Source organism: uncultured Desulfovibrio sp., assembly GCF_902477725.1.
In the GTDB taxonomy this organism is placed as follows: domain Bacteria; phylum Desulfobacterota; class Desulfovibrionia; order Desulfovibrionales; family Desulfovibrionaceae; genus Desulfovibrio.
In genome coordinates this window covers 79,661-101,323 of sequence record NZ_CABSIF010000006.1, presented here as the reverse complement: position 1 = coordinate 101,323, position 21,663 = coordinate 79,661, and the positions used below count along the sequence as shown (strand labels likewise).

The 21,663-nt window shown below is 60.8% G+C and carries 18 protein-coding genes; all 18 read left to right on the top strand.

From position 1 onward, the window contains the following. Window positions 1-129 precede the first annotated feature (129 nt). The 18 genes from rimP to ureA all read left to right on the top strand — a co-directional run bounded on the left by rimP (window position 130) and on the right by ureA (window position 21,631). Window positions 130-852 (top strand): ribosome maturation factor RimP, encoded by a 723-nt coding sequence (rimP, locus tag RDK48_RS06950; protein WP_298998359.1) that lies wholly within the window; start codon window positions 130-132, stop codon window positions 850-852. 109 nt (window positions 853-961) lie between these two features. Beyond that, complete coding sequence (gene nusA, locus RDK48_RS06945; protein WP_291443499.1) at window positions 962-2,275, top strand: transcription termination factor NusA; 1,314 nt, start codon at window positions 962-964, stop codon at window positions 2,273-2,275. Further along, on the top strand, window positions 2,262-2,525 hold the full coding sequence (locus RDK48_RS06940; RefSeq protein ID WP_022659908.1) for a YlxR family protein: 264 nt from the start codon (window positions 2,262-2,264) through the stop codon (window positions 2,523-2,525). Before nusA ends, RDK48_RS06940 begins: the two co-directional genes overlap by 14 nt. Then, on the top strand, window positions 2,515-5,514 hold the full coding sequence (infB, locus tag RDK48_RS06935; RefSeq protein ID WP_298998356.1) for a translation initiation factor IF-2: 3,000 nt from the start codon (window positions 2,515-2,517) through the stop codon (window positions 5,512-5,514). Before RDK48_RS06940 ends, infB begins: the two co-directional genes overlap by 11 nt. 211 nt (window positions 5,515-5,725) lie before the next feature. After that, window positions 5,726-6,016, top strand: coding sequence for a DUF503 domain-containing protein (locus RDK48_RS06930; RefSeq protein ID WP_027181023.1), 291 nt, complete (start codon window positions 5,726-5,728; stop codon window positions 6,014-6,016). After that, window positions 6,003-7,031: a bifunctional oligoribonuclease/PAP phosphatase NrnA gene (locus RDK48_RS06925; protein ID WP_298998352.1), complete on the top strand. Its 1,029-nt coding sequence runs from the start codon at window positions 6,003-6,005 to the stop codon at window positions 7,029-7,031. The genes RDK48_RS06930 and RDK48_RS06925 overlap by 14 nt, the downstream gene beginning before the upstream one ends. Before the next feature lie 102 nt (window positions 7,032-7,133). Next, the gene (truB, locus tag RDK48_RS06920; RefSeq protein WP_374042250.1) at window positions 7,134-8,147 is read left to right on the top strand and encodes a tRNA pseudouridine(55) synthase TruB; all 1,014 of its coding nucleotides are present in this window, start codon (window positions 7,134-7,136) and stop codon (window positions 8,145-8,147) included. A 24-nt stretch (window positions 8,148-8,171) separates the two neighbouring features. After that, on the top strand, window positions 8,172-8,441 hold the full coding sequence (gene rpsO, locus RDK48_RS06915) for a 30S ribosomal protein S15 (protein ID WP_022659913.1): 270 nt from the start codon (window positions 8,172-8,174) through the stop codon (window positions 8,439-8,441). Window positions 8,442-8,611: 170 nt separating this feature from the next. Continuing rightward, window positions 8,612-10,852 carry a polyribonucleotide nucleotidyltransferase gene (pnp, locus tag RDK48_RS06910; RefSeq protein ID WP_298998350.1) on the top strand — a complete coding sequence of 747 codons (2,241 nt, stop codon included), beginning with the start codon at window positions 8,612-8,614 and terminating at the stop codon, window positions 10,850-10,852. Window positions 10,853-10,918: 66 nt separating this feature from the next. Then, window positions 10,919-11,902 carry a hypothetical protein gene (locus RDK48_RS06905; RefSeq protein ID WP_298998348.1) on the top strand — a complete coding sequence of 328 codons (984 nt, stop codon included), beginning with the start codon at window positions 10,919-10,921 and terminating at the stop codon, window positions 11,900-11,902. 367 nt (window positions 11,903-12,269) lie between these two features. Then, complete coding sequence (locus RDK48_RS06900; protein WP_298998346.1) at window positions 12,270-13,838, top strand: sigma 54-interacting transcriptional regulator; 1,569 nt, start codon at window positions 12,270-12,272, stop codon at window positions 13,836-13,838. Between the two features lie 375 nt (window positions 13,839-14,213). Then, window positions 14,214-15,467, top strand: coding sequence for an urea ABC transporter substrate-binding protein (gene urtA / locus RDK48_RS06895; protein WP_342803944.1), 1,254 nt, complete (start codon window positions 14,214-14,216; stop codon window positions 15,465-15,467). 118 nt (window positions 15,468-15,585) lie between these two features. Further along, the gene (urtB, locus tag RDK48_RS06890) at window positions 15,586-17,268 is read left to right on the top strand and encodes an urea ABC transporter permease subunit UrtB (protein ID WP_298998341.1); all 1,683 of its coding nucleotides are present in this window, start codon (window positions 15,586-15,588) and stop codon (window positions 17,266-17,268) included. Beyond that, window positions 17,269-18,420, top strand: coding sequence for an urea ABC transporter permease subunit UrtC (urtC, locus tag RDK48_RS06885; protein ID WP_298998338.1), 1,152 nt, complete (start codon window positions 17,269-17,271; stop codon window positions 18,418-18,420). After that, a complete protein-coding gene (urtD, locus tag RDK48_RS06880; RefSeq protein WP_298998336.1) occupies window positions 18,417-19,313 on the top strand; it encodes an urea ABC transporter ATP-binding protein UrtD in 897 nt (298 codons plus the stop codon). Before urtC ends, urtD begins: the two co-directional genes overlap by 4 nt. Window positions 19,314-19,418: 105 nt before the next feature. Further along, complete coding sequence (urtE, locus tag RDK48_RS06875; protein WP_298998334.1) at window positions 19,419-20,114, top strand: urea ABC transporter ATP-binding subunit UrtE; 696 nt, start codon at window positions 19,419-19,421, stop codon at window positions 20,112-20,114. A 29-nt stretch (window positions 20,115-20,143) separates the two neighbouring features. Beyond that, complete coding sequence (locus RDK48_RS06870; RefSeq protein WP_298998332.1) at window positions 20,144-21,214, top strand: urease accessory protein UreD; 1,071 nt, start codon at window positions 20,144-20,146, stop codon at window positions 21,212-21,214. A 114-nt stretch (window positions 21,215-21,328) separates the two neighbouring features. Then, window positions 21,329-21,631 carry an urease subunit gamma gene (ureA, locus tag RDK48_RS06865; protein ID WP_022659922.1) on the top strand — a complete coding sequence of 101 codons (303 nt, stop codon included), beginning with the start codon at window positions 21,329-21,331 and terminating at the stop codon, window positions 21,629-21,631. The last annotated feature ends 32 nt before the right edge of the window (window positions 21,632-21,663 follow it).

Sequence of the window (21,663 nt, the reverse complement as noted above, 5' to 3'; positions counted from 1 at the left end):
GCTACATCCTGATGCGGAACGCAGTTCCTGCGGGGTGGCCTGAATGGGCCCCCTTTTTTTTGTCCTTGTGACAGGGCAAGCCCGCCAGGCAAGCGCATTTTCAGCGCAAAGGAATGCTCTAAGAAACGAATGACCGACGACGTACTCAAAGAAACCATCACCAGTTTGGCCGAGCCCCTCGCAACATCGCTGGGCCTGGTTATCTGGGGAGTGGAAATCGTCCGCGCCGGGCGCACAGTGGTTCGGCTCTTTGTAGACGTGCCGTTTTCTGCGGAATCCGGCACCCAGCCCGCCCCCGCCGACACCGACGACATTGATGCGCCAACCTTGGTCGCGCTTTCTGCCACCCTTGAGCAGTGCGAGCATATCTCGCGCCACATCGGCCTCGCCCTTGAGGTGGAAGATACGATTCCCGAGGCGTACGTGCTGGAGGTTTCCACCCCCGGCCTGACGCGACTTTTCTTCAGCCTTGACCAGATGCGCCATTATATTGGTGATGTGGTGGAAGCCCGTCTGCTCAGGGCCGTTGCCATCAACGAAGGTGCCCCCGAGGGGCCCAACCCCTCGCACGGTGGCCCCCGCCGCCTGTGGCGCGGCACTCTTCTTTCTGTTGAAGAAAGTGCATTCACCCTGGCGCCAGCCACCATCTCGCCCGAGGGCGAGGTGACACCCGAAAACCTGCCGCCGGTCAGCATCCCCTGGGATGCAGTGCGCAGGGCAAGCCGCATGTATATTTTCAGGCAGCCGCAAAAGCCTGGCAAGGGCCGCGCCAAAGCGCCCGCCGCCAAGGCCGAGGCCAAGCCCCGCAAGGAAAAGAAAACAAAATCCAGTGGTTCTGAAGAGAACCAATAAAACCTGACGCAACTGCACACTCGCTTGGCATGGCCAGACTCACTGGCCGCCGTGAACAGGGCAGGAACCAGAGATATTTTCGCCGCAGCGCCAGCAGCCGGAGGCACCCATGAATCTTGAACTTAAAAAGGCCATTGACCAGATCAGCAAGGACAAAGGCCTTGACCGTAACATGCTCATCGACACGCTTGAAGACGCGGTGCGCACTTCGGTGCTGCGCCGCTTCAGCGAAGATATGGACGTGGAAGTGACCTACAATGACGAAACAGGCGACATTGAGGTCTACCAGTTCAAAATCGTCATGGAAGACGACGACTTTGCCAATCCTGACACGCAGATCGAATACTCCGAAGCGATCAAGCATGATCCCTCCGTGCAGGTTGATGATGAAATGGGTTTCCGCGTCAAGGTTGAAGACCTTGGCCGCATTGCCGCCCAGTCTGCCAAGCAGGTTATCATCCAGCGCATGCGTGATGCGGAGCAGGAAATCATCTACACCGAATACAAGGACCGCGTGGGCGAAATTGTATCCGGCATCGTGCAGCGCCGCGACAAGGGCGGCTGGGTTGTGAACCTGGGCCGTACCGAAGCCATTCTGCCCCGCGAGGAACAGATTCCGCGCGAGCATTACAAGCGCGGCGACCGCGTACAGGCTCTTATCATTGAAGTGCGTCAGGAAGGGCGCGGCCCGCAGGTTGTTGTTTCGCGTTCGCACCGCGACTACATGGCCGCCCTGTTCCGCCGCGAGGTGCCCGAAGTTGACGATGGCGTGGTGCAGATCATGGGCGTTGCCCGTGATCCTGGCTCCCGTGCCAAGGTTGCCGTGCTTTCGCGTGAGCGCGATGTGGATCCTGTGGGCGCGTGCGTTGGCGTGCGCGGTTCGCGCATCCAGAACATCGTGCAGGAACTGCACGGCGAGCGCATCGACATTGTTGTCTGGAGCGCAGACATCGCCACCTATGCCCGCAACGCCCTGGCCCCGGCCCTGGTTTCGCGCATCGTGGTGGACGAAGAAGAAAATCTTCTGGAAGTCATCGTGCCTGACGATCAGCTCACCAACGCCATCGGGCGCAAGGGGCAGAACGTCAAGCTTGCCGCGCGCCTGCTGGGTTGGAAGGTCGATATCTTTACCGAAACCCGCTACAACGAGGCCAATGCCATCGGGCACGGCCTTGAACAGGTTGCCAGCGTGGCGGAAGTTTCCATTGAAGCGCTTCTGGCCGCGGGTTACAGCTCGCTGGACAACCTGCGCGAGGCTACGGACCAGGAACTGGCTGACAAGCTCACTATCAGCGCGGCGCGCATTGCCGACCTGCGCTCGGCCATCAACTTCCTGGCCCCGATTGTGGAGAGCACTCCCGAATCCTCGGCAGTGGAGCTGAAAATGCCCGCAGCCACGGAAAGCGGAGATGCAAAAGAATAACGCTGCGCCCGTTGAAGTCGGGGAGCAGGCCTGTGACGGGCCGGAGCGCATGTGCGTCATCTGCCGCCGCCGCTTTCCCAAGGCCGATCTCGACCGCCACGTACTGGCGGAGCAGGGAATTTTGACTTTAGACGCAGAAAAAACCAGACCGGGCAGAGGCTGGTATGTATGTTCCGATCCTGTCTGCGCGGCAAAGTTCGCGAAATTCAGACCCGGAACACGGCGCAAGGGGGGAAAACATGTCCGATGATAAAATAAAAATTAAGGATCTCGGCGGGGATATCTCGCAGGATCCCAAGGATATACTGCGTGTCGCGCGTGAGCTCGGCCTGTCGGTAAAATCCGCTACTGGTTCCGTCACCTCAGAGGAGGCCACTCGCTTGCGCGATTACTTTGCCGAACAGAAACAGGTTGATGCGGAGCGTGCCGGTTCGCAGCGCGACGTCATCGTGCGCCGCCGCCGCAAGGACTCCCCGCAGGAAGCCGAAACCACAGCGCAGGAAGCCCCCGTTGCCGCACCGGTTGAAACCGAAGCGCCCAAGGAAGCTGCCCCTGTGCTAGAAGCCGTGGCTGAAGCGGCCCCTGCTGCTCCTGCTGCCGCTGCCGAACCTGTTGCGCCCAAGGCTTCCAAGCCCGCGCAGGAGCCGGCCCCCGCTGCCGAACACAAGGCCCGCATCGTCAAGCCTGCCAAGGTTATCTCGCCCGCGCGCGTCATCAGCCGCCCCAGCGACCAGAAAGAACCCGAAGTTGTGGAAGCTCCGGCTCCCGCCGCTGCGGAGTCTGCCCCAGCGCCTGAAGCAGCGCCTGCCGCCCCTGTGGTGGAAGCCGTTGCTGCAAAGGCTCAGGCTGAAAAGCTCCACGCCGACAAGACTGAAGCGCAGGACAAGGCCGCCAAGGCCCGAGTGGCGCGCCCCGATGCCTCGGCCATGCCCGAAGGCTCGTCTGCGCCTACTCTGCCCCAGCGTTCTGCCGAAGCCCGCGCCAGTGAAGACGGCGAGGAAGGTGCCGCGCCCCGTCGCGCGCCCCGTGCGGAAGCTCCGGCAACGCCGCAGGTTCGCATTATTTCCCGTCCTGTTCCCGGCGCTACGCCCACGCAGGATGCCCGCCCCGCCCGCACTGGCGACAGCCGCCCCGGCGGCTATCCGCCCAGAGACGGCGCTGGCAGGCCTCCCCGTCCCGGCGGTCCCCGTCCTGGCGGCCCCGGTGGCCCCGGCGGCGCGCCGCGCTCTGCTGGCGGCCCCCGTCCCGGTGGTCCCGCAGGCGGCTTTGGGCAGCAGGCTGCGCCTGCCTCCCCTTCCGACACCCGCGATGGACAGAGCAAGAAAAAGCGCCTCAAGGGTCGCCGCACTGTTGATTTTCAGCAGGGTGATTTTGGTCGCCGCAGCGATGACGACGACAATGGTCGCCTGAACAGAGGCAAGGGCCGCCGCAAGTCGGGCCGTTCTTCTGTGGTGCCGCAGTCCACCCAGCCGCTCAAGGCCGCCAAGCGCAAGATCCGTATTACCGAAGCCATCCGCGTTGCCGACATGGCCCACCAGATGGGCCTCAAGGCCAACGAGATCATCAAGGTACTCTTTGGTCTTGGCATCATGGCGACCATCAACCAGACGCTGGATATCGACACCGCCACCCTGGTGGCCGCCGAATTCGGCTACGAAGTTGAAAAAGTTGGCTTTTCTGAAGACGATTATCTGGTTCCCAAGGAAGTGGACGCGCCTGAAACTCTCAAGCCGCGCCCGCCTGTTGTTACCATTATGGGTCACGTTGACCACGGTAAAACCTCGTTGCTCGACGCCATACGCAAGTCCAACGTCACCAGCGGCGAAGCCGGCGGCATCACGCAGCACATCGGCGCATACCATGTGAAGACCAAGCGCGGCGAAATCGTGTTCCTCGACACGCCCGGCCACGAAGCCTTCACCGCCATGCGCGCCCGTGGCGCTCAGGTCACCGACCTTGTTATCCTAGTGGTCGCCGCCGATGACGGCGTCATGGAGCAGACCCGCGAAGCCATCAACCACTCCCGCGCCGCCAATGTTCCCATTATGGTGGCCGTGAACAAGATGGACAAGCCCGGCGCCGACCCTGACCGCGTGTTGCGGGAACTGGCCGAGCTTGGTTTGCAGGCCGAAGAATGGGGCGGCGACACCATCGTTGCCAAGGTTTCGGCCAAGAGCCGCATGGGTCTGGACGAACTGCTCGAAATGGTGGCCCTCCAGTCTGAAATCATGGAGCTCAAGGCCAACCCCGACAAGCCCGCTCGCGGTCATATTGTGGAAGCCAAGCTCGACAAGGGCCGTGGCCCCATCGCCACCGTGCTCATTCAGGAAGGCACCCTGCGCCAGGGCGACAGCTTTGTGTGCGGCACCTTCTCGGGCCGTGTGCGCGCTCTCATGAGCGATCAGGGCAAGAAGGTCAAGGACGCCAGCCCCTCGCTGCCAGTGGAAGTACAGGGCTTTGAAGGCGTGCCGGAAGCCGGTGAGGAATTCTTTGTGGTGGCCGACGAAAAGGTCGCCCGCCGCATTGCCGATTCCCGCGCGATCAAGCAGCGTGAACGTGATCTGGCCTCCGAATCGCGCGTCACCCTTGAAACATTCCTGTCGCAGCGCAAGTCCGATCAGGAAACCCTGACCCTCAACCTTGTGGTCAAGGCGGACGTGCAGGGCAGTCTGGAAGCCATCACCGAAGCTCTGAACAAACAGAGCACGGAAAAGGTGCGCATCAACGTGGTGCACGGCGGTACAGGCGCAATCACGGAATCCGACATTCTGCTGGCTTCTGCCTCGCAGGCTATCATTATCGGCTTCAACGTGCGTCCCACTTCCAAGATCAAGGATGTGGCCGATCACGAAAACGTGGATATCCGCTTCTACGAGATCATTTACAAGCTCGTGGACGATATCAAGAGCGCCATGGCTGGCATGCTCGCCCCTGTGCAGCGTGAAGTGTACCTCGGCCAGGCCGAAGTGCGCGACACCTTCAGCGTGCCCAAGGTCGGCCTTATCGCTGGTTCCTACGTGGCTGACGGCAAGATCGCCCGTAATGCCGGTGTGCGTCTGCTGCGCGATGGCGTGGTGGTCTACACGGGCAAGATCTCTTCCCTCAAGCGCTTCAAGGACGACTCCAAGGAAGTGGTTAAGGGCAACGAGTGCGGCGTGGGCCTTGAAAACTTCAACGACGTGAAGATAGGCGACATCATCGAAGCCTTTGAAACCGTCGAAGAAGCCGCCACTCTTTAAAATTGATTAACTGGAAGGGAGGCCGCTTACTGGCCTCCCTTCTTTTTTTCGCATGCATGCCTTTGACAGCCAGCCTAACAGGTCATATCTGTATTACTTGGCTGTGCCGGAAGGTGCCCTTGAGGCCAAAAGCACGCCGCCTACCCCTTGCCGCCACAAGGCGGCAAGCCTGCAAAATGCCTTTCGCCCGGCAGGAATCCAGCCTATGACCATGTTTATGGCGGTTCTTACCGTAGAATTCAGCCTGGAAGGCAACGACAATCTCAAGGCGAAGCGCCGCGTTGCCAACAGCCTGAAGCAGAAGACCAGAAACAAATTTAATGTAGCCATAGCCGAAGCGGGAACAGAAGACAGTCTCTCCCGTCTGCGGCTTGCAGTGGTATCCATTTCCAACAGCGAGAGCCATCTGCGCAGCCGCATGGACAAATGCGCGCTCATGATGGAAGCGGTCTGCCCCGAGGAAATGACGGATAGCCAGGTGGAGATATATGCAGCGGACTGAACTCATTCCCCCGCAATTCCGCGAAGGTGCGGAACGCATGGCCGAAGCTTTTCGCCATGTGGATCAGGTTATTGTGGCCGCCCATGTGAACCCTGACGGCGATGCCGCAGGCGCAGTGGCGGCTGCGGGTCACATTCTGCGGTTCATGGGCAAGGAATTTATGCTCTACGCCCAACCAGGCCTGCCGGGGTATCTGGACTTTTTTTCCACGCCGGGCTTTGTGCACACTACGCTGGGGCATCCGCCCTTCAAGCCTCGCTGCGCCGTGCTGCTTGATTGCGGCGAACCCGAGCGCCTTGGCCGCGAGCTGGCGGGCCGCCTGCAGGATCTGCAAACTCTGAATATTGACCACCACCTCGGCGGCAACGGCATGGGAAACGTGGCAAACTGGGTTGAACCCCAGGCAGCGGCGACTGCCCAGCTCATGGCCTATGTGGCTCTGGCCGCAGGCCTGCCCCTCACTGGCGAGCTTGCAAACGCCCTGGCCCTTGGCATCATTACCGACACTGGCGGCTTCTGCCACGGCAACACCAGTGCGGAGGTGCTCTACCTCACGGCCCATCTGGTTGAGCATGGCTGTAATATTGCCCAGTTGCGCGAACATCTTGAAAACAGCTGGAGCCGTGGCCGCCTGAATCTCTGGGGCCAGCTTTTGCAGCGGGCGCAGCTTGAGCGCAACGGCAGCGTCTGTTTTTGCCCAGTCTATCTTGAAGACCTGCGCAAATGCGGGGCGCTGAAGGAAGACCTCGAAGGCTTTGTGGAACAACTGCGCCGCCTGCGCGGCGTCCATGTGGCCGCAGTACTGCGGGAGGATTCCCCGGCCTGCTGCAAGTTCAGCCTGCGCTCCTACGGCGCGGTAGACGTGCGCGCCGCAGCGGCCAGACTTGGCGGCGGCGGGCACCGCAATGCTGCGGGCGGCACCGTGCGGGCGGATATGGATACGGCTAGCGCCCAGTTGCTGGCTGCCATAGCTGAAGAACTGGATGCCGAAGACCTTGGTTCGTCCGGCGAGTAACGGTTTTCTGCTTTTTTCTCGGTTTTGGCTCCCGCCTGGGGCCTTTGCCGCTGATATTTTTTTGACTTATGCCCGCTCTGCGGCTATGGTTGCAACTTGCGTATGAGTATGACCAAAGCGGCTGCTGCCGCACCCAGCACCCCAGACCGGCAGCCGGAAAAAAGCTCCGGGGCGGCCCAGTTGCCCCAGCAGCACGGCATTCTGGTGCTGCGCAAGCCCTCTGGCCCCACCTCGGCCCGCTGTCTCACGGCTATCAAACGCCTTGGGCAAAAAAAGATCGGGCATGCGGGCACTCTTGATCCTTTGGCATCAGGAGTTCTGCTTGTTTTGCTGGGGCAGGCCACCAAACTTTCAGGCCATCTGCTGGCTGGCGGCGGCAAGGTTTACAGCGGCACGTTGCGGCTGGGCCAGACCACCGACACCTGGGATATTGAAGGCAAGGTTGTGGCCGAAACGCCGTGGGAGCATGTGAGCGAAGCTGACGTGCGCCGCGAAGTTGCCGCCTGGCTTGAGCTTGCCGAGCAGGCCGTGCCGCCTTATTCAGCGGCCAAGCACGAAGGCCAGCCGCTCTATAAACTGGCGCGCAAGGGCGTAGAAGCCCCTGCCAAGGTCAAACGCATAAAAATTTCACAGGCGGAAACACTCGAAGTGAGTCTTCCGTTTGTGAGCTTTCGGGTCGCTTGCAGTTCTGGCACCTATATACGCTCCCTGGCCCACAGCTTGGGGACGCGCTTAGGGTGTGGAGCCGTGCTCACAGAACTGACCCGGGAGTATAGTCACCCCTTCGGCCTCGATGTGGCCCGCGATCCTGCGGACTTCTCGGCTGATCCCGCCCTGTTGCCCGGTTGCGTGCGTCCCATTGCGGAAGCACTGCCCCACTGGCACAAGGTGGAGCTCACGCCGGATGAAGCCGCTCGCGTGCGCAACGGCATAGCCGTGCCTTGCCGCCCGGAAGCAACCGCGCAAGCGGATGCCCACGAGCAGGGCGCGACAGATGCCGAGCCTGCGGAGGGCTTTGCGCTGCTGCTTGAACAGGGCACTGCCCTGGCTCTGGCGCAGCTCGAAACCACGCCCGCTGGCCCATGTTGGACCGTGTTGCGGGGACTTTGGAACTAACCCCGACTATCAAGGAGTACTGCTGTGGTAATGGATGCCAGCGACAAGAAAACGGTTATTGATGCCCACGCCAAACACGAAGGCGACACCGGTTCCCCGGAAGTTCAGGTGGCTCTGCTCACCGCCCGTATTGAAGACCTCACCGGTCACTTCAAAGAACACAAGAAGGACTTCCACTCCCGCACCGGTCTGCTCAAGCTGGTTGGCCGTCGTCGCAACATTCTGAACTATCTGAAGAAGAAAGACGTTCAGCGTTACCGTGCTCTTATCGAAAAGCTCGGTCTGCGCAAGTAAGACTTCTGTCGCGCAAGGGGGAGCCAGCGCTCCCCCTTGTTGCTTGAATCAACCCCTTTGAGGGTACAAAACGCGAAGAAGGGGGGTCCGGGAAAATCAGGCAGAGGCCAATGGCCGATGATCTGCCCGCTTTTGCCGGAATCCCCTTCGCACTACGCAAAGGATTTTTTATGTATCAAGATATTTTTGAACCCATCAGGGTTACAGCCATGGTCGGCGGCAAGGAAGTTATCCTTGAAACAGGCCGTATGGCCAATCAGGCCCACGGTTCTGTGTGGATTCAGTGCGGCGGCACCGTGGTGCTCGTCACCGTGTGCTCGCAGACGCTTGAATTCGACAAGGGCTTCTTCCCTCTTACCGTCGAATACTCCGAAAAAATGTACGCCGCTGGCCGCATCCCCGGCAGCTTCTTCCGCCGCGAAATCGGCCGTCCTTCCGAGCGCGAAACCCTGGTTTCCCGCCTGATCGACCGCCCGCTGCGCCCGCTCTTCCCCAAGAAGGGCCTGAACGAAGACGTGCAGGTTCTGGCCAGCGTCATCTCTGCCGATCAGGTGAACGACTCCGACGTGCTGGCGCTTACGGGCGCTTCCGCCGCGGTCATGCTTTCGCCCCTGCCCTTTGACGGCCCGGTGGCCGGTGGCCGCATTGGCCGCATCAATGGTCAGTTTGTGCTGAACCCCACCTTTGAGCAGCAGGAACAGAGCGACCTCAACATCGTGTTTGCCGCCTCTGCCGATGCGCTCACCATGGTGGAAGGCGAAGCCCGCTTTGTGCCCGAAGAAGTCATTATCGACGCTCTTGAATGGGGCCGTCAGCAGATTCAGCCTCTGGTTGAAGCCCAGCTCAAGCTGCGCGAACTGGCCGGCAAGCCCAAGATGGCCTTTACCCCCCACGCCGACGACCCGGTTCTGGTTGCCCGCGTGAAGGAACTGGCCCTCGCCGCTGGCCTGGAAGAAGCCCTGCGCGTGCCTGAAAAGATGGCCCGCAAGGACGCCCGCAAGGCCGTGAAAGAAAAGGTCATGGAAAACCTCAAGAGCGATCCGGCCTGGGCCGAAAACGACGCCGCGCTCAAGAGCGTGGGCGACATGATCTCTGACCTGGAAAAGAAGCTGGTGCGCGCCCGCATTGTCAACGAAGGCACGCGCATTGACGGCCGCGACACCAAGACCGTGCGCCCCATCCAGATCCAGACAGGCCTGCTGCCCCGCGCCCACGGCTCCGCCCTGTTCCGCCGCGGCGAAACCAAGTCCATGGTTGTGACCACCCTTGGTTCCTCCACCGATGAACAGCGCATGGATTCGCTCATCGGCGACGTGACCAAGCGCTTTATGCTGCACTACAACTTCCCGCCCTTCTCTGTGGGCGAGGTCAAGCCCGTGCGCGTTTCGCGCCGCGAAATCGGCCACGGCGCTCTGGCTGAAAAGTCCTTGCGCCCCGTGCTGCCCGCTGACGCTGATTTTCCCTTTACCCTGCGCGTTGTGTCCGAAACTCTCGAATCCAACGGCTCTTCCTCCATGGCTGCCGTGTGCGGCGGTTCGCTTTCGCTCATGGATGCGGGCGTGCCCATCAGCGCTCCTGTGGCCGGTGTGGCCATGGGCCTCATCAAGGAAGGCGACAAGTTCATCGTGCTCACCGATATTCTTGGTGACGAAGACGCCCTCGGCGACATGGACTTCAAGATCGCAGGTACCGCAGAAGGCGTGACCGGCGTGCAGATGGACATCAAGATCACCGGCCTCACCACCGAGATCATGCGCGCCGCCATGAAGCAGGCCCACGAAGGACGTCATCACATTCTGGAAGAAATGGCCAAGGCCATTGGCGAACCGCGCAAGGAACTTTCGCGCTTTGCTCCCCAGCATGCCGAAGTGTTCGTGAATCCGGACATCATCCGCCTCATCATTGGCCCCGGCGGCAAGAACATCAAGGCCATCACAGCTGCCACCGGCGCTTCTGTGGATATCGAAGACACTGGCCGCGTTTCCATCTTCGCCCCCACGGCTGAAGCCTTGGAAAAAGCCCGCGAAATGGTTTCGTACTATGACCAGCGCCCCGACCTCGGCAAGAACTATCTTGCCAAGGTGCGCAAAATCATGGAAATCGGCGCCATCGTGGAAGTGCTGCCCAATGTGGAAGCCCTTGTGCACGTGTCGCAGCTTGATGTTAACCGCGTGGAACAGCCCGGCGACGTTGCCCGCCTTGGCGAAGACATGATGGTCAAGGTCATTGAAATCAACGGCGACCGCATCCGCGCCAGCCGCAAGGCCGTGCTGCTTGAAGAGCAGGGCCACCCCTGGAATCCCGAAGAAACCGCCCGTCCGCCCCGTTCCGACAGGGGCGACCGTGGCGACAGAAATGGCCGTGGTGACCGTGGCGGGCGTGACCGCCGCGACCGTGGCGACAGACGTTAAATTGTATTGTGCGCTGGCCGGATACCCCCGGCCAGCGCCCTGACCGCGCGATGAAAGGAACATTTCATGGCCAAAAAAGCTGAAAACAAAATTCAGGCTGCCGAAACCGAAGCCGAAGAATGGGTTCGCGTTGACAGCGAAGGCAATCCTCTTGCCGATCAGGCTCCTACTGCCGAAGAGCTGGAAGCCAAACTGGCTGCCGCCAACCGTGGGCATACAGAAACCCTGGGCGATGCCTGGGCTGTGCTGACGGGGCAAAACCCCGCCGCCATCATGGGCCAGATTGCCACCACCGTCATGCACGATGGCGGCACCCGCCCTTCCTGGCAGTGGAAGCGCGACGGCAAGGATCACATCCTGCTGGCATGGCCGCAGGATCAGCCCGTCAGGGCTGCTGTGCTTGTGGCTGGCGAAGAAGGGGAAAAGCTTGCCCCTGTCACCGCCACCCCCCTGCTTGAAGGGCTGCCCAACGATCTCACGGTCGACAATGTGCACCCCTGGCAGACCGGCGTTGAGGCCAACGTGGCCGTGACCATGCTTGAGGGCAAAAACCCCATGTGGTTTTACGACCCGCTGTATGGACGCGACAAGGACGACCTCACCCCCGGCGTCATGCACACATTTTTGCTGGCTGGCCTCGCCCTTGGCCTGCGCAAGGCTCTGCTTGACGAAATCACCATCACTCAGGGCGTGCGTTACGAGGCCTATGCCGAGGCATGGCTTGCCGAAAATCCCGGCAAAACCCGCCTGGACGTGCCGCCTCTCAAGGTGAGCGTCAGCAATCGTCACCTCATCATGCCTGGCCGCAACTTCTGCGAATACCAGATGCGCGCCACCATTGAAGAAGTGAAAGACTGCCAGCTTGAAAAAATGCCCGTGAAGCTGCTCTACGTCAGCTTTCCCTTTGAAGACAGGCAGCCCATGCGTCTGGCTGTTTACGCCTCCAAGATGGTTCTGGGCGACTACGAACCGGAAGTGGGACACGAGGTCGATGCCTATGTATGGCTGCAAGGCCGTATCATTGACATTGACCAGGGACCGCAGCAATAATCTTCTGAAGGGCCGCGCCGCGGGCGCGGCCCTTCAACCCTCTGTGACGGAGCCGCCCTGCCGCCAGCTATGAAGCGGCCCGTTTCAGAACAATCAGCCCCTCTGGGGCCGCTACTGCCTGGGCTTGCATCCTCCGCAAACCGACAACAGGGCAGACCAGATCCGCATCTTCCCCCCTCAGTCTGCATCAGCGGGCACCATGTGCCGCTATGCCTGATATGCCGTTCCATATTGCAGCAACTTACTTGAGATTGCTCAGGTTACTGCGTGAGCAGATGCCCGCCACCAAGGCGTAACACAGCTATGGATAATGTTCGGCAACTTCGGAAAACAGCGCCGTACTCACGCCGCATTGAGCAGGGGACATATGCAAGAAGCCCATTTCGCCGCGCCCTTCATGGGCACAGGGCAGTGCCTCGACACCCTTAACCGGGTGTTGGCCGCCCTATCGCCGGGCCATTCCTTTCGTGATTCTCTACAGGAGCTGCTGGCGGCTCTTGCAGAAGACATGCACTTCGACAGACCCCACATTGTGGTTCAGGATCCCGAAAGCGGCGAGCTCAAACTCTCGCTTTCCTACGGCCCTGCGGACGCGCCCGAGGCCGCCTATGAGCCGGGCTCAGGCATCACTGGCCAGGTTTTTGCCGAAGGACGGCCCATAATTGTTTCATGCATGCAGGGGCGGCCCGACTTTCAGAACCGCCTTTTTGGCCGCAGCCAGGAAGAAATGGCCCGGCTGGCATTCATAAGCGTGCCGGTGCGCGTTGAAAATGCCGACCAGACTGAAGTTATCGGCACACTGAGCGCCGATACCCCCACCGCGCCGGAATCAGAACTGGATCTGCGCTGCCGCTTTCTCGAAACAGTAGCCACGCTTGTGGGTCGGCAGGTAGCCCGTTTGCAGGAAGAAATGGCGCGCCAGCATTTCTGCATGCTGCCCGATGAACCGCTGGTCAGCGGTATGCCAGCCTCGGTTATTGCCACCTCCAAGAGCTTGCGCCACGTGCTGCGCCGCCTCACGCAGGCCGGGGCCAGCCGTGCCACGGTGCTGTTGCGCGGGGAGTCGGGCGTGGGCAAAGAACTGATGGCTCAAGCCCTGCACGCCGCAAGCCCCCGGCGCACGCAGCCGCTGGTCATGCTCAACTGCGCCGCCCTGCCCTCAGAACTTATTGAAGGCGAGCTTTTTGGCTGGCGCAAGGGCGCATTCACAGGCGCGGTGCAAAACCGTGCTGGCCTTTTCCGTCAGGCGGACAAGGGCACGCTGTTTCTGGACGAAATCGGCGACCTTTCCACCACCGCCCAGGCAAAGGTGCTGCGCGCGCTTCAGGAAGGCGAAATCCAGCCTCTGGGTGATGAACGCCGCTACAAGGTGGACGTGCGCCTTGTCTGCGCCACCAACCGCCCGCTGGAAGAGCTGGTGGAGCAGGGGCTGTTCCGCGAGGATCTGTACTACCGCATCAATGTCTTTCCTGTGTTTATTCCGCCGCTGCGCGAAAGGCCGGAGGACATTTTGCCCCTCACGGAGCATTTTCTGCGCATGTTCAGCAAGGAATATGACCGCCCGGTACGGCGCATTTCCACGCCCGCCATTGACCTTTTGCTGCAATATCACTGGCCCGGCAACGTGCGTGAGCTGAAAAACGTTATGGAACGCGCCGTGCTCATCTGCGAGGATGCCGTGCTGCGCGCCCATCACCTGCCCAGCACCCTGCAAAGCGCCGAGAGCAGCAGCACCGGCCCCACGGGCGGCGATCTTGGCTTTAACGAAACCATCGCCAGGGTGGAGCAGGAATTTATTGTGGACGCGCTCAAAAACGCCCGTGGCAACATCCATCAGGCCGCGCGCGACCTGGGCATCACCTACCGCATCATCTATTACAAGATGAAAAAATACGGCATAGACCACCGCCGTTTTGCGCCTTCAAACCCTGCATAAAGCCGCAAAGAGATGCAGGACATACACACTTCACCCCCGGCCCGTCAGATTAAAAGTCTGCCGGGCCGGGGGTGCTTTTTTGCGCGGACGCTCGGAGCTGTGGGCCGGACAGACAGCACCACTCCGAAGTCGTACAAAAATGTTTTAAAATCTCCTGATTTTACAAAAATGTTTTAACATTAGCGTGCCCATAAAAAATTTATCAAATAATTACGTGATACTACATAAAATACGACCTTGGAACGCCTCTTGCTTCACTCTGTGCTGTAGCAAGCAGCGCGGCAACCATGGGGGTGCGCCGCGTCACGTACAGCCATACAGACAGTTCCAAGGAGGCTCCACATGTTCAAGAAAACGTTGACGGCGTTGGCTCTCATGCTCGTCACCCTGTGCGGTTCGCTGAACGCAAAGGCAGCAGAAGACACCATCAAGGTGGGCATTCTGCATTCGCTCTCCGGCACCATGGCCATCAGCGAAACAACGCTAAAAGACGTCATGCTCATGCTCATTGAAGAGCAGAACAAAAAAGGCGGCCTGCTGGGCAAGAAGCTGGAACCCGTGGTGGTGGATCCCGCCTCCAACTGGCCCCTCTTTGCAGAAAAGGCTCGCGAGCTGCTGAGCAAGGACAAGGTCGCCGCTGTTTTCGGCTGTTGGACCTCGGTTTCGCGCAAGTCTGTGTTGCCCGTGTTTGAAGAACTCAACGGCCTCCTCTTCTACCCCGTGCAGTACGAAGGCGAAGAATCCTCGCGCAACGTCATCTACACCGGCGCGGCCCCGAACCAGCAGGCCATTCCCGCTGTGGACTACCTGATGAACGACCTCGGCGTGAAGCGCTGGGTGCTGGCCGGTACGGACTACGTGTTCCCCCGCACCGCCAACAAGATCATCGAAGCCTACCTGATCTCCAAGGGCGTGAAAAAGGAAGATATCCTTATCAACTACACGCCGTTCGGTCATTCCGACTGGCAGTCCATCGTTGCTGAAATCAAAAAGTTCGGCAATGCGGGCAAAAAGACCGCCGTGGTTTCCACCCTCAACGGCGATGCCAACGTGCCTTTCTACAAGGAACTTGCCAACCAGGGTATCACTGCCGCCGACATTCCCGTCATGGCTTTCTCCGTGGGTGAAGAAGAACTTTCCGGCATAGATACCAAGCCTCTGGTGGGCCATCTGGCCGCCTGGAACTACTTCATGAGCGTGGACAATCCCGCCAACAAGGCCTTCATCAAAAAGTGGCACGACTTCACCAAAAATCCCAAGCGCGTGACCAACGACCCCATGGAAGCCCACTACATCGGCTTCAACCTGTGGGTGAAGGCTGTTGAAAAGGCCCAGAGCACCGATGTTAACAAGGTTCTGAAGGCCATTGTGGGTCTTGAAACCCCCAACCTCACCGGCGGCGTGGCCAAGGTTCTGCCCAACCACCACATCACCAAGCCCGTGCTGATTGGCGAAATCCAGGCCGACGGACAGTTCCAGGTGGTCTGGGAAACGCCCTCCGTGGTTCCCGGCGAAGCGTGGTCGCACTACCTGCCCGAATCCAAGGATCTGATCGGCGACTGGACCGACCCCATCAACTGCGGCAACTACAACACCAAGACCAAGAAATGCGGCGGTGCTTCCAAATAGCCCACGCAACCGTCTGAACCTGCTGCGGGGGCCCCAGCGGCCCCCGCAATCCCCCCACGGCACGTCGGCCAGGGTCAGCCCAGCGCAGACCCGGTAGACCAGACTAAAGGATATTCCCATGCGCACGGCGCTCTTGCTCTGCTGCCTCATAATTTTCAGCCTGCCTCCCGCAGTGCTGGCGTCCGGACCGGAACCGGACGGGAATGCCGGGGACGCGGTTTCGACTCCTTCCGCGTCCCCGGTGCAAACTTCGCCATCCATTATTCCAACCGATCTGCTCAAGGCTCTGGTGAGCCCCAAGGTAGCAGACAGGGATGCGGCCATTGCCGCACTGGAAAAGGATGACAGCAGCCTTGCCGCGCCACTGCGCGAAAAACTGCTGGAAGCCCTGCTGCGCAACACCCTGCTGGCCGATGCCGCTGCCGGAGCGCTTTTTGTGAGCGACGATGCAGGTCAGGCGCGGCCCCTCAACGCCAGGGGCGAACTTGGCACGGCACAGAGTGCCGACAGCCTGCGCAAGGTGGGCACAAGCAACCGCCAGCGCCAGCGCATTACGGATATCCTCAACGCTCAGGCCCTTACTTCAACAGACGCGGCCAAGCGCCGTCAGGCTTCGGCAGCTCTTATGGACAGCGCCACCCCGCCCCTCAAGGCAGAGGCCCTGAACAAACTGCTGGATGGGGAAAAGGACGAAGCCGTGCGCGCGAACCTCAGCGCGGCACTGGCTCTCTACGTGGCGGCTGATCCTGCCGCCGTGCGCTCAGAACAGCTTGCCGCCGTCAAGGCCCTGAACAGCAACGGCAGCCCAGCCGCCCTCAACGCCCTGCGCACGCTTGCCGCTTCAACCGATGCGGCTGTGGCCAAGGCGGCGGACGATGCCCTGTATTCCCAACGCGTTTCCGCTCAGTGGGCGCAGTTTTTTGAAATGCTCTTTTTCGGCACGAGTCTGGGATCCATTCTTGTACTGGCCGCCATTGGCCTTGCCATCACCTTTGGCGTCATGGGCGTTATCAACATGGCCCACGGCGAGCTGATCATGCTTGGGGCCTATACCGCCTGGGGCATGCAGCAGCTCTTGCCGGGCCAGCCCGGTCTTGCGCTCATTCTGGCTGTGCCCGCCGCCTTTCTGGTGAGCGGCGGCACAGGCGTACTGCTTGAAAAGACTGTTATCCGCTTTCTCTACGGCCGCCCGCTGGAAACCCTGCTGGCGACATTCGGCATCAGCCTTGTGCTGCAGCAGGCCGTGCGCACCGTGTTTTCGCCCCTTAACCGCGCCGTGCAGAACCCGGAATTCATGAGCGGCGTGTGGCAGATCACCCAGCATTTCAGCCTGACCTGCAACCGCGTGTACATCATCCTGTTCTGCCTCGGCGTGTTTGCCCTCATCCATGTTGCCATGCACCGCACCCGGCTGGGGCTTGAAGTGCGCGCCGTATCGCAAAACAGGGCCATTGCCCGCTGCATGGGCGTACGCGCCTCGCGCGTGGACGCGCTGACATTCGGCCTTGGCTCCGGCGTGGCTGGCATGGCTGGCGTGGCCTTGAGCCAGGTTTCCAACGTTGGCCCCAATCTGGGCCAGACCTATATTGTGGATTCCTTCATGGTGGTGGTGTTCGGCGGCGTGGGCAACCTCTGGGGCACGCTCACGGGCGGGCTTGCCCTGGGCATTGCCAACAAGTTTCTGGAGCCTGCCAGCGGGGCCATGCTTTCCAAGATCATCATTCTGGTCTGCCTTATCCTGTTCATCCAGAAGCGCCCGCGCGGCTTGTTTCCGCAAAAGGGCCGTGCGGTGGAGGCATAAATGGCGACCGATATCTTTGAACGCGAAAGGCTGCTCAACGCGCCTACCCGCAACTTTCTGGCTGTCACCACCCTGCTGTCGCTGGCTGTGGTTGCAGGCAGCCTGCTGCCCGCAGGCAGCGCCCTGCACGTGCCGGGCTACATGGTCACCCTGCTGGGCAAATACCTGACATATTCATTGCTGGCTCTTTCGGTTGATCTGGTCTGGGGTTTCATGGGCGTGCTCAGCCTTGGGCACGGCGCGTTTTTTGCCCTTGGGGGCTACGGCTTCGGCATGTACCTCATGCGGCAGATAGGCGCGCGCGGCGTTTACGGCAATGCCAACCTGCCGGACTTCATGGTTTTTCTGAACTGGAAGGAACTTCCCTGGTTCTGGCAGGGCAGCGAATACTTTGTGGTGGCACTGCTGCTGGTTGTGCTGCTGCCCGGTCTGCTGGCCTATGTGTTTGGCAGATTGGCCTTTGGCTCGCGGGTTTCGGGCGTGTATTTCTCCATCATGAGTCAGGCCATGACCTATGCCCTCCTGCTGGCCTTTTTCCGCAACGAAATGGGCTTTGGCGGCAACAACGGGCTTACAGACTTCAAGACCCTGCTGGGCTTTGAATTGCAGACAGACGGCATGCGCACGACCCTGTTTGCCTGTTCCGCCGTGGCGCTCATGGCGGGCTACCTCCTGTGCAGGGCTGTCACGGCATCGCGCCTTGGGCGCGTGTGCGTGGCCGTGCGCGATGCGGAAAGCCGCGTGCGCTTTATCGGCTACAGGGTGGAGCGTTATCAGGTGGCGGTGTTCACGCTGTCCGCCATTCTGGCGGGCATTGGCGGCGCGCTGTATGTGCCGCAGGTGGGCATTATCAACCCCGGCGAATTTTCGCCCCTCAACTCCATTGAAATAGTGGTCTGGGTGGCGATGGGCGGCCGTGGGCGGCTTTATGGCGCGGTGCTTGGCGCGTTTGCCGTCAATGCCTTCAAAACGTGGTTTACGGCGGTCATGCCCGAGGCATGGCTGTTTGCCCTTGGCGGCATGTTTGTGCTGGTGACCATCTTCCTGCCGCAGGGTCTGGCGGGCTTGCCCGAGCAGTGGCGCAACCGCGCAACACGCGGCGCGATGCCGGATTCCCCTGCCGATCCCGCCAAAGAAGGAGGCGCAGCATGAAGACCCAGCAGGATATTTTGCACGGGCGCAGCCTTGAGGACGTGGCAGAAGCCGCCCGCGCCTACGAAGAAACGCACGCCCCCTTTGACAAGCGCCCCATGAAGATGCGCGCCCGGCCCCCGCGCCCCATGATGTCCAAGCCAGACATCGCGTTGTACATGGAAAAAATCAGCGTGAGCTTTGACGGCTTCAAGGCGCTCAACGACCTGACCTTCTATGTGGACAAAGGCGAACTGCGCTGCGTCATCGGCCCCAACGGCGCGGGCAAGACCACCATGATGGACGTGATCACCGGTAAAACCCGGCCCGACACGGGTTCCGCATGGTTTGGCCGCACCTGCAACCTGCTGCAGATGGACGAAGTCGCCATTGCTCAGGCTGGCATTGGCCGCAAATTTCAGAAGCCCTCAGTGTTCGAGGCCCTGAGCGTGCTGCAAAATCTGGAGCTGGCGCTGGCTGGCGACAAGCGGGTATGGCCCACATTCCGCGCGCGGCTCTCTGCCGACAACAAGGTCTTTATCGAAGAAGTGCTGCACCGCATCCGCCTGACGGAGCTGGCCCGCTTGCAGGCTGGCAAGCTCTCGCACGGGCAGAAGCAGTGGCTTGAAATCGGCATGCTGCTCATGCAGAAGCCGCAGCTTCTGCTGCTGGACGAACCCGTGGCAGGCATGACCCCTGAAGAAATGGACCGCACCATCGAGCTGCTACATGACCTGGAAGGCGAGCAGAGCATCATGGTGGTGGAGCACGACATGGAATTTGTGCGGGCCATTGCCCACAAGGTCACGGTGCTGCATCAGGGCAGCGTACTGGCCGAGGGCACCATGGACGAAATGCAGAACCATCCCTCCGTGGTGGAGGCCTATCTGGGCGAACCGCTGGGCGCGGCCTAAGTCCTGCCCGGCCCATGGTCAGCCGCTGGATGATCCTGGACTGATTTTGGGCTGGATACCGCTGCAAACTGCCAATTTTCGAGCCTCATGCTCCGGAGGAGCGTAATGCTGCATATTACAGGTCTCAATCAGTATTATGGCGAAAGCCACATCCTGCGCGACGTCAACCTTGAGGTGAAGGCCGGTTCGTGTGCCTGCCTCATGGGGCGCAACGGCGTGGGCAAAACCACCTTGCTTCAGTGCATTATGGGCGTGCTGCCTGCACGCTCCGGCCATATACTCCTTGAAGGAACGGACTTGCTTCCTCTGCCTGTGGAGCGACGGGCGGCCCTGGGCATCGGTTATGTGCCGCAGGGCCGCCAAATATTCCCCCTGCTGACCGTGCGCGAAAACATGGAGCTTTCCCTGCCCATGCGCAAGGACAAGGCAGGGGCCATTCCTCCGTTCATCTTTGACTTTTTCCCCGTGCTGGGCGAAATGATGCATCGGAGGGGCGGTGATCTTTCCGGCGGGCAGCAGCAACAGCTTGCCATTGCACGCGCGCTCACGCTGGAGCCGCGCCTGCTCATTCTGGACGAACCAACCGAGGGCATCCAGCCCAACATTGTGCGCGACATCGCCACAACCATTCGCAGACTCAACGAGGAAATGGGCCTTACAGTGCTGCTGGTGGAGCAGAAAGTGCCTTTTGCCCGCCGCATGGCAGATACCTATATGATTATGGATCGCGGGCACATCGTTTCGCAGGGCGGCATGCACGGCCTGGACGATGCCACCGTCAAAGCCTTTCTGAGTGTCTGATTCCCACTGCGGAATCCAAAAGGAGCTGCATGTCTGCCACCACCGCAAACCCTGCCGACAATCTCCACGGTCACTGCTTTACGCCTGACCGACGCTGGAGCGCGCGCATGGAGCTGGATTTTGCGGTGCGACAGGGGCGCACCACGCTGACAAAAATGCAGTTCAGCGGGCCTTTGCGTGTGCAGCGGCCCTTCTATCCCGAAGCTGCGCCAGTGAACGCACCGGGCCGGGCGCAGGCATCCCAGCCCTGCCACTGCTGCCTGCTGCACCCGCCTGGCGGCCTTGTGAGCGGTGATGATCTGAGCCTTGCCGTGCGGCTGGAGCAAGGCGCGCACGCGCTGCTCACCGCGCCTTCTGCCTCCAAATTCTACGCTACGGATGCACACAATGTGGCGCAACGCCAGACCACAGACCTGAGCGTTACGGGCGGCATGCTGGAATGGCTGCCGCGTGAAACCATCATCTATGACGGCGCGCGGGCCGAAATGCGCACATCGGTAGAGCTGGACAATGCCAGCGCCTGCATTGGCTGGGAAATGATCTGCCTTGGCCGCCCTGCCGCCAACGAGAGCTTTACCCACGGCAGCGTGCGCCAAAGCCTCATCCTCACTCGCGAGGGCCTGCCCCTGCTGCATGAGGTGCTGCGCTTTGAAGGCGGCGATGCCCTGCAAAAATGCGCCTGTGGTCTGGGTGATCAGGCGGTCTCCGCCACCCTCTTTGCCGTGGGGCGCGGAACGGATGACGGGCAAGACCTTGCCGCGCTGGAGGCATGCTGCACCACGCTGCAAAACATGCTTTCGCCCAACCGCGATTTTGATGATGCGCCAGATGGCACTCCTGATGATGCGCCTGATGATGCATCCGGGGGGCCAAACCCCGCTGCAAGCGACAGTTCCGTCCTGGGCAAGCCCGTGCCCCTGTCTGCCCACATGGGGGAACGGGCCGGAGCCACCGTGCGCGGTGAGGTGCTTGTGGTGCGCTATCTGGGGCCGGACATGGAAGAAGCGCGCAACCTGCTGCTGACAGCCTGGAACCATCTGCGCCCCGCGCTGACCGGTTGCCCGCCGCATATGCCGCGCATCTGGTACGGAGCTTTTTAAGGGTATTTCTCATAGCCGGGCTACGGCCTGAGCTGTTGGCCGGACTGCTGGTCGGGCTGTGATCATGTAAATTTCAAGGAACTCTTGCGGCATGCCGCATATACTGGAGGCATCATGGAACTTCTGCCCAGAGAAAAAGACAAGCTGCTGCTTTTCACCGCCGGGCTGCTGGCAGAAAGGCGCAAGGCGCGCGGCCTCAAGCTCAATTACCCCGAGGCTGTGGCCTACATCAGCCTGGCCGTGCTTGAAGGCGCGCGCGACGGGCAAAGCGTGGCCGAGCTCATGGGCTCGTGCCGCAACCTGCTCACGCGCGAGGACGTCATGGACGGCGTACCCGAGATGATCCACGAGGTGCAGGTGGAGGCAACCTTTCCTGACGGCACCAAGCTTGTGACCGTGCACGACCCCATTCTGTAATCAGGGCCGCACACGCCAACTCACACGAACAC

What these genes read in the sequence shown, in the direction of transcription:
- urtD (WP_298998336.1), top strand. Translation starts at nt 18,417, where the DNA reads ATGAAGACCCAGCAGGATATTTTGCACGGGCGCAGCCTTGAGGACGTG.
- truB (WP_374042250.1), top strand. Translation starts at nt 7,134, where the DNA reads ATGAGTATGACCAAAGCGGCTGCTGCCGCACCCAGCACCCCAGACCGG.
- urtE (WP_298998334.1), top strand. Translation starts at nt 19,419, where the DNA reads ATGCTGCATATTACAGGTCTCAATCAGTATTATGGCGAAAGCCACATC.
- RDK48_RS06940 (WP_022659908.1), top strand. Translation starts at nt 2,262, where the DNA reads ATGCAAAAGAATAACGCTGCGCCCGTTGAAGTCGGGGAGCAGGCCTGT.
- RDK48_RS06905 (WP_298998348.1), top strand. Translation starts at nt 10,919, where the DNA reads ATGGCCAAAAAAGCTGAAAACAAAATTCAGGCTGCCGAAACCGAAGCC.
- nusA (WP_291443499.1), top strand. Translation starts at nt 962, where the DNA reads ATGAATCTTGAACTTAAAAAGGCCATTGACCAGATCAGCAAGGACAAA.
- RDK48_RS06870 (WP_298998332.1), top strand. Translation starts at nt 20,144, where the DNA reads ATGTCTGCCACCACCGCAAACCCTGCCGACAATCTCCACGGTCACTGC.
- RDK48_RS06925 (WP_298998352.1), top strand. Translation starts at nt 6,003, where the DNA reads ATGCAGCGGACTGAACTCATTCCCCCGCAATTCCGCGAAGGTGCGGAA.
- ureA (WP_022659922.1), top strand. Translation starts at nt 21,329, where the DNA reads ATGGAACTTCTGCCCAGAGAAAAAGACAAGCTGCTGCTTTTCACCGCC.
- urtA (WP_342803944.1), top strand. Translation starts at nt 14,214, where the DNA reads ATGCTCGTCACCCTGTGCGGTTCGCTGAACGCAAAGGCAGCAGAAGAC.
- RDK48_RS06900 (WP_298998346.1), top strand. Translation starts at nt 12,270, where the DNA reads ATGCAAGAAGCCCATTTCGCCGCGCCCTTCATGGGCACAGGGCAGTGC.
- rimP (WP_298998359.1), top strand. Translation starts at nt 130, where the DNA reads ATGACCGACGACGTACTCAAAGAAACCATCACCAGTTTGGCCGAGCCC.
- urtC (WP_298998338.1), top strand. Translation starts at nt 17,269, where the DNA reads ATGGCGACCGATATCTTTGAACGCGAAAGGCTGCTCAACGCGCCTACC.
- infB (WP_298998356.1), top strand. Translation starts at nt 2,515, where the DNA reads ATGTCCGATGATAAAATAAAAATTAAGGATCTCGGCGGGGATATCTCG.
- urtB (WP_298998341.1), top strand. Translation starts at nt 15,586, where the DNA reads ATGCGCACGGCGCTCTTGCTCTGCTGCCTCATAATTTTCAGCCTGCCT.
- pnp (WP_298998350.1), top strand. Translation starts at nt 8,612, where the DNA reads ATGTATCAAGATATTTTTGAACCCATCAGGGTTACAGCCATGGTCGGC.
- RDK48_RS06930 (WP_027181023.1), top strand. Translation starts at nt 5,726, where the DNA reads ATGTTTATGGCGGTTCTTACCGTAGAATTCAGCCTGGAAGGCAACGAC.